This window comes from Phycisphaerae bacterium, assembly GCA_017999985.1.
In the GTDB taxonomy this organism is placed as follows: domain Bacteria; phylum Planctomycetota; class Phycisphaerae; order UBA1845; family Fen-1342; genus JAGNKU01.
This window is the reverse complement of the sequence record JAGNKU010000019.1, coordinates 15,219-28,284: the sequence shown is the minus strand read 5'-3', so window position 1 is coordinate 28,284 and position 13,066 is coordinate 15,219. Positions and strand designations below refer to the sequence as shown.

At 69.1% G+C, this 13,066-nt stretch carries 15 protein-coding genes; 8 read left to right on the top strand and 7 right to left on the bottom strand.

Annotation, left to right across the window (positions count from 1 at the left end; all coding sequences use genetic code 11):
* The first annotated feature begins 95 nt into the window (after nucleotides 1–95).
* Nucleotides 96–770 carry a (2Fe-2S)-binding protein gene (locus KA383_18735; GenBank protein ID MBP7748155.1) on the top strand — a complete coding sequence of 225 codons (675 nt, stop codon included), beginning with the start codon at nucleotides 96–98 and terminating at the stop codon, nucleotides 768–770.
* 8 nt (nucleotides 771–778) lie between these two features.
* On the opposite strand, the gene KA383_18730 is transcribed toward KA383_18735, so the two are convergent.
* The 4 genes from KA383_18730 to KA383_18715 form a co-directional block, all read right to left on the bottom strand.
* Entirely contained in the window at nucleotides 779–1,633 is an 855-nt protein-coding gene (locus KA383_18730) for a hypothetical protein (GenBank protein MBP7748154.1), read from the bottom strand.
* Nucleotides 1,634–1,754: 121 nt separating this feature from the next.
* Nucleotides 1,755–2,255, bottom strand: a complete 501-nt coding sequence (locus KA383_18725) for an SGNH/GDSL hydrolase family protein (GenBank protein ID MBP7748153.1) — start codon at nucleotides 2,253–2,255, stop codon at nucleotides 1,755–1,757.
* 426 nt (nucleotides 2,256–2,681) lie between these two features.
* The gene (locus KA383_18720) at nucleotides 2,682–3,572 is read right to left on the bottom strand and encodes an ATP-binding cassette domain-containing protein (protein ID MBP7748152.1); all 891 of its coding nucleotides are present in this window, start codon (nucleotides 3,570–3,572) and stop codon (nucleotides 2,682–2,684) included.
* Nucleotides 3,573–3,629: 57 nt separating this feature from the next.
* Nucleotides 3,630–4,235 carry a YceI family protein gene (locus KA383_18715; protein ID MBP7748151.1) on the bottom strand — a complete coding sequence of 202 codons (606 nt, stop codon included), beginning with the start codon at nucleotides 4,233–4,235 and terminating at the stop codon, nucleotides 3,630–3,632.
* Between the two features lie 314 nt (nucleotides 4,236–4,549).
* On the opposite strand from KA383_18715, the gene KA383_18710 reads away from it, so the two are divergent.
* The 5 genes from KA383_18710 to KA383_18690 are packed head-to-tail and all read left to right on the top strand — an operon-like array spanning nucleotide 4,550 to nucleotide 8,272.
* Complete coding sequence (locus KA383_18710) at nucleotides 4,550–5,776, top strand: type II secretion system F family protein (protein MBP7748150.1); 1,227 nt, start codon at nucleotides 4,550–4,552, stop codon at nucleotides 5,774–5,776.
* Complete coding sequence (locus tag KA383_18705; GenBank protein MBP7748149.1) at nucleotides 5,776–6,921, top strand: type II secretion system F family protein; 1,146 nt, start codon at nucleotides 5,776–5,778, stop codon at nucleotides 6,919–6,921. Before KA383_18710 ends, KA383_18705 begins: the two co-directional genes overlap by 1 nt.
* Nucleotides 6,922–6,930: 9 nt before the next feature.
* Nucleotides 6,931–7,350: a hypothetical protein gene (locus KA383_18700; protein ID MBP7748148.1), complete on the top strand. Its 420-nt coding sequence runs from the start codon at nucleotides 6,931–6,933 to the stop codon at nucleotides 7,348–7,350.
* Entirely contained in the window at nucleotides 7,347–7,868 is a 522-nt protein-coding gene (locus tag KA383_18695) for a hypothetical protein (GenBank protein MBP7748147.1), read from the top strand. Before KA383_18700 ends, KA383_18695 begins: the two co-directional genes overlap by 4 nt.
* Entirely contained in the window at nucleotides 7,865–8,272 is a 408-nt protein-coding gene (locus KA383_18690; GenBank protein MBP7748146.1) for a hypothetical protein, read from the top strand. The genes KA383_18695 and KA383_18690 overlap by 4 nt, the downstream gene beginning before the upstream one ends.
* On the opposite strand, the gene KA383_18685 is transcribed toward KA383_18690, so the two are convergent.
* The 3 genes from KA383_18685 to KA383_18675 all read right to left on the bottom strand — a co-directional run bounded on the left by KA383_18685 (nucleotide 8,184) and on the right by KA383_18675 (nucleotide 10,351).
* Nucleotides 8,184–9,020, bottom strand: a complete 837-nt coding sequence (locus tag KA383_18685) for a hypothetical protein (GenBank protein MBP7748145.1) — start codon at nucleotides 9,018–9,020, stop codon at nucleotides 8,184–8,186. The two genes, KA383_18690 and KA383_18685, sit on opposite strands and share 89 nt — an antisense overlap.
* 30 nt (nucleotides 9,021–9,050) lie before the next feature.
* Nucleotides 9,051–9,497, bottom strand: a complete 447-nt coding sequence (locus KA383_18680) for an ATP-dependent Clp protease ATP-binding subunit (protein ID MBP7748144.1) — start codon at nucleotides 9,495–9,497, stop codon at nucleotides 9,051–9,053.
* Nucleotides 9,498–9,589: 92 nt separating this feature from the next.
* Nucleotides 9,590–10,351 (bottom strand): YggS family pyridoxal phosphate-dependent enzyme, encoded by a 762-nt coding sequence (locus KA383_18675; GenBank protein ID MBP7748143.1) that lies wholly within the window; start codon nucleotides 10,349–10,351, stop codon nucleotides 9,590–9,592.
* Nucleotides 10,352–10,431: 80 nt separating this feature from the next.
* On the opposite strand from KA383_18675, the gene KA383_18670 reads away from it, so the two are divergent.
* On the top strand, nucleotides 10,432–12,288 hold the full coding sequence (locus KA383_18670) for a diadenylate cyclase (protein MBP7748142.1): 1,857 nt from the start codon (nucleotides 10,432–10,434) through the stop codon (nucleotides 12,286–12,288).
* A complete protein-coding gene (locus KA383_18665) occupies nucleotides 12,288–13,028 on the top strand; it encodes an RluA family pseudouridine synthase (GenBank protein MBP7748141.1) in 741 nt (246 codons plus the stop codon). Before KA383_18670 ends, KA383_18665 begins: the two co-directional genes overlap by 1 nt.
* The last annotated feature ends 38 nt before the right edge of the window (nucleotides 13,029–13,066 follow it).

Genomic DNA, 13,066 nt, shown 5'->3' with positions numbered 1-13,066 from the left:
CCGATCGACGGTCCCCTCGCGCGCAGGCGCTCAAGTGCTGAACCCGCAGGCATTTCTTGGTGTCTTGGTGTCTTAGTGGTGAAAAGGCCCCCAGCATGCCGCGCGTGACGATCGACGGCCGTGAAGTCGAGGTGACGCCGGGGAGCAATCTGCTCGCCGCCGCCCGCAAGCTGGGGATCGACATCCCCGCGCTGTGCTACCACCCCGGCTGCACGCCGAACACGTCCTGCATGGCGTGCGTGGTGCGCGTGAAGGACCCGGACCGGATCGTACCCGCCTGTGCGACGCCCGCGACGGACGGGCTGTGCGTCGCGAGCGAAACGGACGACATCCGCGCGCTGCGCCGCACCGCGCTGGAGCTGCTGCTGAGCGATCACTGCGCCTCCCCGGCGGCCGGTCTGGATGGGCCCTGCGATTGCGCCAAACACGACTTGTGCCGGCTGCGCAAGTACGGGGCGTTGTATGGCGCGGACCCGGCCCGTTTTCGCGGCGTGCGGCGCGACGCGGAAGCCGCCGCCCGGTACGCGCACCCGGAAATCGCGTACGACCCTGGTAAATGCATCCTGTGCGGGATCTGTGTCCAGCTCGCCCAGCAGGCGGGCGAGCCGCTCGGGCTCACGCTGGTCGGCCGCGGCTTCGAGCTGCGCGTCGATGTACCCTTTGACGGCACGCTCGATCAGGCGCTGCGGACTGCCGCCCGGCGTTGTGCCGGCGCCTGTCCGACCGGGGCCTTGTCACTCCGCACGCCGCGGAACAAACCGCGGACCTGAGCCGCGCGCTATCCTTCCTCACCCTCCTCTTCGTCTTCCGTGGCCGCGGCGGTGATCGCCGTGGTTTCGAGGATCTGGTTCAGCCGCCGGCGGACGAACGGGAGGAACATCACATGCGGAATGCGACGTAGCTCTTTGGTGCCCGTCGAGTTGTAGACGATCAGCGTGCCGGCCAGCCCGAGGATCAGCTCGAACACGTCGGGGAAGTCCGTGCGGATTGTCTTGGCCCCGCGACCCAGCGAGTCGTTCATCTTGCCGAAGGTGTAGTGCTCGAACTCGTTGTGCGTGATGCGCCAGCGGTCGTTGAGCCGCGCCCACAGCAGCATGAGCACGTAGGGCACCCCCAGCAGTATACTCAGGGTCAGGCCGAGCTTGCGGTCGTACTGCACGTTCAGGTTGCCGAACCAGCGGTAGATGTCGCCGAAGAGCGTGAAGCCCTTCACGTCGTGCAGCCACAGGCCGAGGATGTAGACGGCCGCGACCAGCAGAATCCAGAACACGGCCATGTTCCGTTCGACGTCGACCCCCAGCGTGAGCAGCACCAGCACGACCGCCCAGATGTAGACCCAGCCGATGATCTCCAGCCGGCGCGACACCGGTGCCGTGGCCGGCGCGGTCGCGGCCGGCGCGGTCTGCGTGGTCACCACCGGTGCGCTCGCGGCGGCGACGGGCGTCTCGGGATAAGCGAGGGGGTACAGCGCGAACCCCAGCACGATGATCGGCCAACTGAACAGCAGCTTCGGATACGTGACGAACGTGATCTCGTGCAGCGCCTTGCGCGACCGCTTCGGCACGGTCGAGGCGGGTGTGCTTTCACCGGCCGGCGTCGTCGGCTGCTCGGCGTCCTGGGGCGTGTCGGCCACGATCGGCTCCTTGTGCAATCCGGCTACGAAGCCGCGGTTTCCACCCGGGCCCACGCGCGGGCGTCACGGGCGTATTCTACCGGCCTCGCCGACTATTGCCGCCCCCTCACCCGACATGCCATCAGTCCTCGAACACAGGCCTCAGCACGCTCCACATCGCTCGTTCCATCAGCTCGTGCCCCACATTGGACAGGTGCAGCCCGTCGATGGTGGCTCCGGCGGCAGACACCACTCCTGCCAGGTGCCGCTTCGGGATCAACGCGACCCCGGCGGCGCGCGCGACACGCCGTTGAGCCGCCCCGTATCCGTTGCTGAACGGCAGCAAGGGCAGCTCGACCATCACTACCAGCCGGTGTGGGCCCGTCAGCGCCGTCAGTAGTGCGGCGAGGTCCTGTTCAAAACGTGCGACTGCCGTTCCCCCGAGCAGGTCGTTGCCGCCGATCTCGACCAGCACCACCGCATTGGGGTCTGCCGCGCGCGCCGCCTGTGCCAGCGCGGACCGGGCCGTGGCTCCCGCGACGGCGAGATTCACAACATCAATCGCGCGCCGGTGTGCCAGGAGCGCTGGCCACGTGTGCTCACTGCTCCCGCCGATGCCGGCGCTGATGGAGTCGCCGATCACGTACAATGTCCGCGTGACCCGGCGTGTCAGCCGTGGATTCCGCGTATGCGGCCATTCGGTCAGGACTGCCGCGGTTGACAAGATCACGACCGCGCAACGCAGTCCGATGTCAACCCGGAGCGCAAACCGTCCCCCGCGCCTGGTCGTTGGCGTCGCACGATTGTGCGGCCGGGGAGTGGCCGGACGCGTTACGCAGCGCAGCGCCAGCCAGGCCACGGTCAGTCCGAACCACGGCAGGTAGAGGCCCACGGGGCTCGGAGTGGCGGACAGCAGGGCACCAACCATCCCTGTGACCGCCAGGACCGGGGTCGCGACCCCGCGCAGCAGACGCGAGCTCCGGCTGGGTAGGCAGGCGGCCAGGCCGATCAGCGCAGCCCCGGCAAAGTATGCCGCGCCGCTCGCGAAGAAGTACGCGATCCACACGCCTCACCTGAGCGTCACGGTCCGCGTGCCGACGAGGATCTTCTCGTACTCGCTGGTCCCCTCCGCGTCGGTCAGGGGACCGGTGGCCGCGCCACGCAGGAACTGGTGCAGCAGCCTGTCGGTGTCCGTCGGCAGCGTCTGCGGCTCGGCGTCGCGAAGCGCCTCGAACTCCCGCCGCGGGCCGATCTTCAGAATCCGCCCCTTCTCCAGCATGATCATCCGGTCGGCGATCCGGAACGCCGAGTCCATCTCGTGCGTCACCACCACGCTCGTCACGTGCAGCTTGTGAGCCAGGTCCATCATCAGCTCGTCGATTGCCGATGACGTGACCGGGTCAAGTCCCGCGCTCGGCTCGTCATAGAACAGCAGTTGCGGGTCCAGCGCCGTCGCCCGCGCCAGCCCCGCCCGCTTCTTCTGGCCGCCCGAAAGCTGCGCCGGGTACTTGTCCCGGTGCGGCAGCATGCGCACCTGTTGCAGCTTCATCGCCACGACGATGTCGATGATGTCCGGCTGAACGTGCGAATGCTCCTTCAGCGGCAACGCCACGTTCTCGGCCAGTGTCAGCGAGCTGAACAGCGCGCCGGATTGAAACAGAATGCCAAACCGCTTGCGCAGCGCGTTGCGCATGTTCTCATCCGCCGTCGCCAGGTCGATTTCCGGCAGGTCCGGCAGGTGATAGCAGATCGATCCGCCGTCCGGATCGATTTCCCCGATCAGGCAATTCAGCAGGGTGCTCTTGCCGCACCCGGACCCGCCCATGATCACGAGCGTTTCGCCGCGGCGCACGTCGAACGTGACGCCGTCGAGGACGGTCATCTCGGCGGCGTCGCCGGTGTCGAACCGGACCACAAGGTCGCGCACCGCAAGGACGATGTCGGGGCCGCAGGCGGTCATGCCCATATTAGAACGACCCGCCCGGTGCAAGCCAATGCGCTGGGCCGCTGTGGCGCGCTAGTCGCGGACGGCCGCCACAGCCACGATCAGCCGCACCTCGTCGCTGACCGGCCCCACGAGCTTGGTCATGCCGAAGTCAGTGCGCTTGATCTCAAACGTGGTTTCGAGCCCCAGGCGATACTCGCCCTTCATCCCCGGCCCGGCGCCCGTCTTCTCCAGCTTGACCGTCAGGGGCTTCGTCACCCCGTGCAGCGTCAGATCGCCGCTCACCTCGTACGCATCGTCACCGGCCTGCTTGAAGCTGCGGCTCTTGAACGTGACCAGTGGGTATGTCTCGGCCTCGAAGAAGTCCGCCGACTTCAGGTGCTTGTCGCGGTCCGCGTTGTTCGTGTCGATGCTCGCGACCTTCACCTGCATGTCAAGCGCGCACGCTGCGAGGTCGTCGCTCAGCGTGATCTTCCCTGCCACCTCGTTGAATCGCCCGTAGAAGTAGCTGACGTTCGAGTGCTTGACGCGGAACCAGATGCTCGAGTGCACCGCGTCCACTTGGTAGGTCTCGACCTTGCCGGCCGCCGGTGCCCCTGCCTGTTGGGCGTACCCACCAGCGCACACCACCGCCAGCGTGACCATGCCCACGATGCCGAACTGCCACGATTGTCTCACGGGCGTCTCCCTCGCTGTTGGCCGCGGTTGCGCGGCCACGGACCCCTGTTCCGAACTCGCCGTCGGTGCCGGGGACACTCTCACCCCGCCCGGCACGCCCTGATTGTAGCCCGCTCCCGCCCGCCGGTCATACGCCACCGGGCAAGCTGGGGTCCCCTCGCGCAAATCCGCGCACCGCCGTTGCGGGTTCGGGCGCGTTCTTGCGTAGTCCCGGTAGAAGGGCAGTGGAGCGGGCCGGCCGATCACGGCGGAGCTGCACACGCCCGCCGGACGGATGTATGGTAGTGCGCAAGCGCGCTGGCGGAGGTGTGCGGATGCCGTTATTCGACTACACCGGGCAGCTGGGCTCGGGCGCGAGTTTCCAGGGCACGCTGGAAGCCGAGAGCCAGACGCATGCGGAGGTCCTGCTCGGTCACATGGGCGTCCGCGTCCTGACCCTGCGGCCCAGCCGCCGGAACGTGCTGGTCGCGCCCCTGTCACTCGACGAGTTCACGTTCTTCAACGAGCAGCTCTCCGCCCTGACCAAGGCCAGCCTGCCCCTCGAGACCGGCCTGCGCCAGCTTGCCGCCGACGTGGGTTCGCGGCGTCTGAAACGGCTGTTGCTGGATCTGGCGAACGACCTGGCGACCGGCGTGCCGCTCGAGGAGGCGCTCCAGCGCCAGCGGCGCCGCTTCCCGCCCCAGTATCCGGAGGTCGTGTCGGCCGGGCTGCAGACCGGCGACCTCTCCGGCACCCTCTATGGCCTGACGACGCACCTGCGGCTGAAGGGCTCCCTGCGCCGCTCGTTGCTTGAACTGGCGATCTACCCGGCCCTCGTGCTGGTTCTGGCGTTCCTGGTCTCCAGCTTCATCATGCGGGTGGTCGTGCCGGAGTTGCGCGCGATCCTGGTCGAGCTCATCGGCGACATCGGTGCATTCGGCCTGCGCGCCACACTCGGCCGTGGCGGATTCCTCTTCTGGCTGTCGGACATCTGGCCTGGCGTGGAAATCGCCGTGGTGGTGCTGGCGGCCATGCTGATCTTCGGGACTGTTCTCACGAGTCTGCCGGGCGTCCACGGGCTGCGCGAGCGCGTCTTGCGCCGCATCCCGGGCTTTGCCCAGGTGTACTGGTCCAGCGTGATCGCGCGCTTCGCGCACACCTCGGCGCTGGCCGCCTTCGCAGGTCGTCCATTGCCCGAGCTGGTATCCGTGGCCGGAGCCGCATCGGGCAGCCCGGCACTGACGCAGGCCACCCAGCGCGTCGCGGACCGGCTGTCCCGGGGCGAACGGCTGGAGGACGTCGGGGCCGAGGAGCCCGCCGTGCCGCAACTATGGAGCTGTGCGGTGGCGGTGGCCGCGCCGCGCGGCGACCTGCCGGCCACGCTCGCCGAGCTCGCCCGCACCTATGAAACACGGGCGCAACATTGGGCCAACGCGTTGCGGGCCATCCTCGGTCCGCTGCTGCTGTTCATCCTGGCGCTCGGCCTCGGTGGCCTGATCGTCAGCGTCCTGGCGTTGATCTCGTCGATCCTCAGGGTGTTCATGAGCCTGACTTCGTTCTGATGCTGCCGACCATCATCTACATCCTGGTCGTGTGCTTCGTGGTCGCCGTCGGCCTGTTGGGTGCCTGGCTCCAGATTCGACGCATGCGCATCCGACCCGTCGTCCAGACGCTGGCCAGCATTGTCGCTCAGAACCTGCCGCTGCCCGCCGCGTTGCGGGCCGCCGCCCGCAGCGAACGCGGGTCGCTCGCCCGCATCTACACGCGTCTCGCGACGCGGCTGGATGTCGGCGACAGCCTCAGCGCCGCCCTGCGCAGTACATTGCTGACCTGCCCGGGCGAGATGATCGGCGCCGTGCAGGGCGCCGAGCGCGGCGGCACGTTGCCGAGCGTGCTCCAGACCCTGGCGGCCGAAGCCCGCCGCAAGGGCGGGCGCCCGACGTCTGGCCAGCACACCTTGTGGTATTTCCTGGTCCTCGCCGTCGTCGCGCCCGCCGTCGTGACGTTCGTCATGGTGGTAGTCGTGCCGAAGCTCCACGAGATCTTCCTCGACTTCGGGGCGCCGCTGCCGGCGGTGACACTGAGCCTGGTCGACCTGGCCCGCGCGGGGGCGGAGCGGTGGTACCTGCTGCTCGCGATCGCCGGGGCGGCGCTGTTGGCGCTCGTCCAGATGGCGATCGGGCGTTTCTTCATCGTCCGCGTTGCGGGGCGCGCGCAGGCACTGTACCTGCTTTGGGACACGCTGGTCTGGAGCCTGCCGTTCGCGCGCCAGGTGGTGCGCAGCCGGGCCCTCGCGCGTCAACTGCCGCTGCTCGCGGCCGGCGTTCGGGCGGGCCACGATCTGCCCGCCGCGGCGCGGCAGGCGACGTGCATCCCGGTGAACTGGCACGCCCGCCGCCGACTGGCATGCTGGGCCGAGGCGCTCGAGCAGGGCGCGGACCCCCTGGCCGCGGCCCGGCGGATCGGCTTCCCGGCCCCGGTCCTCCGCGTGCTGACCGCGGCCCAGCAGGGTACCGACCTGGTTGCCGGCCTCGACTACCTGGCCGTTTACTACCAGGCTCTCTGGCATCACTGGGAGCGCGTCGCGCTGTCGGGGCTCGGCCCATTGCTGGTGCTGTTCTGGGCGGCGTTCGTGCTCTACATCACGACCGCGCTATTGCTGCCGCTGCAGGCCCTGCTCGACTCCGTCATGGACACGATCTACTGAGGTGCGCGCGTGACTGTCGCTGGCCGGCAAAATCCGTCGCACGGTGCCGATGGGCGGCGGGCGTTCCTGACCCTCGAAGTCCTGGGGTCGCTCGGGTTCGTCATCGCGCTCGCCGCGTTGCTGTCGGTCGTCACTCTGCAGTACGCCGCTGCGCGCCGCGAGAACGACGCGCGGCGCATGCTCCGACAGGTCGCCGCCGGTGAGCTCGAGCGCATGCGGGCGGGCCTGGTCCCGGTGGTCGCGAGCGATCGCACACTGCCAGCCACCCAGCCGGCGGCGACGCGCCTTACGATCACCACCCGGCCCGGGGAAGGTTTATGGCGCGGCCTGACCGAAGTCCGCATCGTGGCCAGCCGCGCCATTACGGGCACACGCACCGTGCGCGTCGATCTGGCCGCTTACCTCGCCGCCCCGGAGACCGGGCCATGATGGCGCGCCGCCCCACTCGCCGGGCGTACATTCTGACCGAACTACTGGCCCTGCTGACGGTGGGGATGGTGCTGCTGACGCTGTTGGGCAAGCAGACCATCACGGTCCTCCGGGTCCAGCGCCTGGCCGCGGAGCACGCCAACCGCCTGGCGGTCATGGACAGCCTGACGCGCCAGTTGACCACCGACGCCCGCGGTGTCCTGACCTGGGAACTCGCCGGCGCCACACTTGCACTGCGCGTGCAGCGCGAAACCGGGCCGGCCGAGGTGCGCTATACGCTCGCGACCGGCCGGGTGCAGCGCAGCGGCGCAGCGGACGACGATCGTGCCTGGCAGGCCGACCGGCTGACCTTTGGCTGGCGCGTCGAGCACGGACCGCGGGGCAGCGTCCTCTGGCTCGATTTCACCGAACAGCCGCCGCCGCATTCGTTGGGGCTGCCGCAGCGCACGTACTCAGTGGCCACGGGCTTGCCCCGCGTCGCGCCGAACATTGCGTCCAGGCCGGAGGAATCGCCATGAGTCCGCCGCGGCCGTGCTGCCGGCGTCGTGGCGTCACGCTGGTCGTCGTGCTCCTGACGATGGGCATCATCGTGCTCGGTGCCGTCGGACTGGCCCGCCTCGCCGTGCTGGAATTCAGTCGCGAGCGCCACGCCGCGCTGCGCATGTGCGCCGACCAGGTCATTGCCAGTGCACACGAATGGGCGCGCGTGCACGGGGCGGAACTAACCGCGCCGCGCTCGCTGCCGCTCGAAAACGTGCTGCCGCCTGACGTCACTGGGACGGTCAGCGTGCGGCCGGAACGTGGGCCGGAGGGCGTGCGCGTGGTTTGCGCTGTCACGCTCGAACGGGCCGGGCGACGACTGCGGGAGGAGGTAGCCTGGCCCCTGGCGGCGTCAGCGCGGCCCGCAACGCCCAGCCCTTGAGCAGCTCGCGATCGGCCGCGAGTGCCTCCGCCGTCTCCAATTCCCGCCACAGCCGAATCGTCGCGATCGGCAGCAGGATCGGAATCGCCAGCAGGAAAGCAAGCCCGGCGACCCGCGCATCGGCTGCCGGCCCTGCGGAGAGCGGCAGCCCCAACTCGGCAAGCGTCCCCAACGCCAGCAGGCTGGTCCCCGCGACCCAGACCAGCGTCAGCAATCCGGTGATGCTCAGACGACGCGGCGTGGTACGGCGCAGGGCCAGACGCCGGACCGCCAGCGTTGCGACTGCCAGGAATACGGCGACGATGCCGATCGCGAGTGGCAGGGTCAGCATCCAGACGCCGGCCAGCGGCAGGTCGATGACAATGATGATCATCATGACCACGACCGCCACGAGGACAACTAACACGATGCGTGCGCTGACGATCAACCCTTCACCCCGTTCGCGTCCGCTTGGATCCGGCGCCGTCAGGTACCAACACGCGACCCACGCCACCGGCCACGCCACCGGCAGCCAGAGCCACGGCAGCGCCAACGTAAACGTCGCCATGCCCCAGCGCTGTTGTGCCAGCCAGCGGGGATCGGCGGCGCCCAGCGGCGTTCCGGCGAGCGAGTATTCCACGGGCAGCCCGCATTCGCCGCAGGCCCCCGTCGGCAGCAGACCACGCAGATTGTGCGCGCAACGCACGCAGGTAAGATCGCAGCCCAGTCGTCCGGTGGGGTCGAGGCTGACACGCGGGACCAGAAACACGCCGACACCGCTCAGGCCTGTGTGCGTTTGCTAGCCGGCGGCCAGCTCACGCAGCACTTGGTCCCGGCATTTCTTCAGAGTCACGCCCAGCCCGGTGAGGGTGCGCTGGGCGGTGCTCTCCTTGTCGTGGTAGAGGGCGAGCAGCAGATGGGCGCTGCCGATCGACTGCGATTCGAGCTGTTCGGCGACTTCCATCGCCCGTTCGATGACGTTGCGGTAGTGCGGGCTGCCCGGCAGCCGGCCGAAGACCCACGTGTCTTCCTTGGCGCGCTGGACGATATCGTCGATGGCGGCGCGGACCTTGTCCTCGTCGACGCCCAGCTTGTGCAGCGCCCGCGCCCCCACGTTGTCATCGTGCCGCAGAATCGCGAGCAGAATGTGCTCGGTGCCCACGTACTCCATCTCGTACTCGTGGGCGATGTCATTCGCCAGATTGACTACCGCGCGGGCATCCGCGTCCAAACGTCGCAGGGGCATTGAAACGACCTCTTCCCTGGGTCCAGCATGCCGGAAAGCACTTATACCGCCGGTCGGCGGGCCGGTCGAGGGTCCCGGGCGGGCGTTTTTGCCTACCCGGCACGCGGGTCGCTGGTCGGCAGGCCCGCAAACAACGCCGACCCCACCCGCACGCACGTCGCCCCCTCCTCGACCGCCACCACGTAATCCTGGCTCATGCCCATCGACAGGTGGACACAGTCCGGGCCCGCCACCCCGGTGGCCTGCAGCTCGTCGCGCAGCATCCGCAGCCGCGCGAAGTGTGGACGGGCCCGCTCAGGATCGGGGTCAAACGGCGCCATCGTCATCAGCCCCCGCAGCCGCAAATGCGGACACCGCGCCAACCCCGCGATCAGCCCCGGCACCTCTGTCGGCGTCACGCCTTCTTTGGTGGCCTCCCCGGCGATGTTCACCTCGATAAACACGCTGACCTCCGCCCCAATGGCCGCGGCGTGCTGCTCCAGGGTGTCCGCCAGCCGCTGCGAATCCAGCGAGTGGATGATCCTTGCGTGCGGCAACAGAGCCTTGACCTTGTTCCGCTGCACGTGACCGATCATGTGCCAGCGCGGCACGCCCCGGTGCTCGCCCGCCCAGTCGAACTGCTGCGGGCCGCATTCGCGCGCCCGCGCCGTGAGCTGCTGTACCTGGCTCTCGCCGAGGTCGTCCACCCCCGCCGCCACGACGGCGCGCAGCACGGATACCGGCACGTATTTGGTCACGGCGATCAGGCGCACAGCCGTCGGCGCGCGCCCGCTGCGTTGGCAGGCGTCCGCGATCGCGCCGCGGACTTGGGCGAGATTGTCGCGCAGCCGGTCGGTCCAGGCGGATTCGGTCATATCCCTCGGCTCGGGGTGGGTCCCGCTTCAGCGGCACGCCCAGTGGAGCGGACCCGGGCGACATTCTATACTGTCCGCCCATGAGCGACATGCTGCGCAGCCTGTACTACCGCCTGAACAGCGGCGCCTACGACCTGCCCGCCGTGCTGGTCGAGGTGCTGCTGATCGGCCTGTGCGTGAACTGGTGCGCGGGCGTGCTCCAGGGCACGCGCGGCACGCGCCCGCTGCGCGGCGTGCTCATCATCCTCGTCGGCACCACGCTCGTCGTCCGTATCCTCACCGCCCAGTTCGAGTGGGTCCGGCTGGACCTACTGTACAGCTACATTCTGTACGGCCTCGCGTTCATCGCACTGGTGGTGTTTCAGCCCGAACTGCGCCGCGCGGTGATTCGCGTCGGCGACGTGCGCCTGCGCCGCAGCGGCGCCCCGCAGTCGCACGTGATCGCCGCTCTGGTCAAGTCGGCCGGCTACCTGTCCCGCAATCGCTATGGTGCCGTGATCGCGATCCAGCGCAGCGTCGATCTCACCGGCTGGGCCGAGAACGGCACGCTCATCCGCGCCGAGGTCTCCGCCAACCTGCTTAACACGATCTTCTACCCCGGCTCCCCCTTGCACGACCTGGGCGTCATCATCCGCGACACCCGCGTTGTCGCGGCGAACTGCCAGTTCCCGTCCGCCGAGAGCGACGAGGTCGACGTCGCGCTCGGCAGCCGCCATCTCGCCGCGATTGGCATGAGCTACGAGACTGATGCGCTCGTGCTGGTCGTGTCGGAGGAGACCGGCGTGATCTCGCTGGCGGACAACGGCAAGCTGACGCGCTACCTGTCGCTGGATGACCTTTCCGAGGAACTCCACAACCGGCTGGCCGGCCGCACGGGCGCGTCCGTCATCCCGCGCACCCGCACTTGGACCTCCGATGCATGGCGCGTGGCCCGCCGCCTGCTGGTCGTGGTGCCGCTCACCGCGGTCATCTGGTACGTCGCCGATCAGGCTACCTTTGCCTCCGACACGTGCCAGGTCGAGCTCCGCGTGCGCAGTGAGGACCCCGCCACCGAGGTCGAGGTGAACGGTCCGCCGACGATCTTCGACGCCACGTTCACCGGCCCGGGCCGGGCCATCGACCGTTTGCGCATCGCAACGCTGAAGCAGCCGCTCGGCGTGACCTACGTGCTGCCGAAGGCCTACCAGCCGCGCCCCGCCCCGTACACGGTCAACACCCGCGAGGACATCCGCACGATCGTCGAGAGTTCGCGCCAGGTCCGCGAACGTGGGCTGGCCGTCACGAACGTGGGGTTGTCGACGCTGACGTTCAGCGTCCACGCGCGCGCCTCCCTGTCGCTGCCGGTCGACGTGAAGGTCGAAGGCAGCGCCGTCCGCGTGGCCCTCGAACGCGCCACGCCGCCACGCGTCGACGTCGATGTGCGCCGCGATGATCTCAAGACACTGGAGGGCCAGGGCGCCGTGTACGCGGTTCTCGGTCGCCAGCTCGAGGGCCTTGCGCCCGGCGACGTGCGCACCTTTAGCGGCGTGTCGCTCGTGCCGCCGGTCGGCCTCAAAGGCGTCGCGGTGTTCACGCCGGACAAGGTGGACGTCACGATCCGTGTCGTCGCGCAGCCCAAGCTGGTGCGCAACGTCGTCGTCGGCCTCTTTGTGAGCCCGGACGTCGCGGAGCACTACGACGTTCTCAAGACGGACCTGAACGAATGGCGCACCGACGTCGAGGTCCAGGGCGACGAGGCGGTCTTCCAGTCGCTCGGCACACTCACCATCCGGGCCATCGTGCTGGTCACGGCCGACCTGTTGCCGCCGCCCAGCGAGACGCCTGAACAGCAGTTTCGCACGCTGCCCGTCGTTTTCCTGACGCCCAAAGGCGTGTCCGTCGTCAGCAGCCGCTCGGTACAGGTGACGCTCGTCCCGCGGATCGGACGGGGGCCTTGATGTCGGCGCGCCCGCCCACCCGCGCTCTGACCTTGCTCCATGTCGACCACGAATTAGTCGCCATCGACAAGCCGCCGCGCATGCTGGCCGCTCCGGGTCGCGGCCCCGAGCCGTGCGCGGTCGACGTGCTCCGGGCCCGGCCCGAACTGCAGGACAATCCCGCCGTGCGCATCGTGCACCGCCTCGACCAGGACGCCAGCGGCGTGCTCCTCTACGCGCGCACCCTCGAGGCCCAGCGCCACCTGGTGCGGCAGTTTGTCGAGCGCCGCGTGCACAAGGCCTACCTCGCGCTCGTCGGCGGCGTCGTTCCCGCTGACGGCGAAATCGATCTGCCGCTCGCCTTCGACCGCCGGCGCAACCGCGTGCGCGTCTCGAGCGGCGCCGGCAAGCACGCCTTGACGCGCTATCGCGTCGTCCAGCGCCTGGCCGGGCACACGCTGCTCGAATGCCAGCCGGTCACGGGCCGCCTGCATCAGATCCGCGCGCATCTCGCGGCCATCGGGCACCCCCTGGCCGTCGATCCGCTCTACGGCGGTGGCCAGTCCCTCCTGCTGTCGCACTACAAGATAGACTATCGGCCCAACCGGCGCCGCCCGGAGCACCCGTTGATCGCCCGGCTGACCCTGCACGCTGCCCGCATCACCTTTGAGCACCCGGCGACCGGACAACCGCTGACACTGGCGGCGCCTTGGCCGAAAGACCTGCGCGCGGCCGTCACGCAGCTCAGTCGCTTGCTCTGAACCGGCGGGGGCGCAGTGCCTGCGGCCCGAAAATCCTA

Bases quoted from the DNA above. Each gene is read 5' to 3' on its own strand.
- KA383_18735 (MBP7748155.1), top strand. From the start codon at position 96: ATGCCGCGCGTGACGATCGACGGCCGTGAAGTCGAGGTGACGCCGGGG.
- KA383_18720 (MBP7748152.1), bottom strand. From the start codon at position 3,572: ATGACCGCCTGCGGCCCCGACATCGTCCTTGCGGTGCGCGACCTTGTG.
- KA383_18710 (MBP7748150.1), top strand. From the start codon at position 4,550: ATGCCGTTATTCGACTACACCGGGCAGCTGGGCTCGGGCGCGAGTTTC.
- KA383_18705 (MBP7748149.1), top strand. From the start codon at position 5,776: ATGCTGCCGACCATCATCTACATCCTGGTCGTGTGCTTCGTGGTCGCC.
- KA383_18695 (MBP7748147.1), top strand. From the start codon at position 7,347: ATGATGGCGCGCCGCCCCACTCGCCGGGCGTACATTCTGACCGAACTA.
- KA383_18690 (MBP7748146.1), top strand. From the start codon at position 7,865: ATGAGTCCGCCGCGGCCGTGCTGCCGGCGTCGTGGCGTCACGCTGGTC.
- KA383_18680 (MBP7748144.1), bottom strand. From the start codon at position 9,497: ATGCCCCTGCGACGTTTGGACGCGGATGCCCGCGCGGTAGTCAATCTG.
- KA383_18675 (MBP7748143.1), bottom strand. From the start codon at position 10,351: ATGACCGAATCCGCCTGGACCGACCGGCTGCGCGACAATCTCGCCCAA.
- KA383_18670 (MBP7748142.1), top strand. From the start codon at position 10,432: ATGAGCGACATGCTGCGCAGCCTGTACTACCGCCTGAACAGCGGCGCC.
- KA383_18665 (MBP7748141.1), top strand. From the start codon at position 12,288: ATGTCGGCGCGCCCGCCCACCCGCGCTCTGACCTTGCTCCATGTCGAC.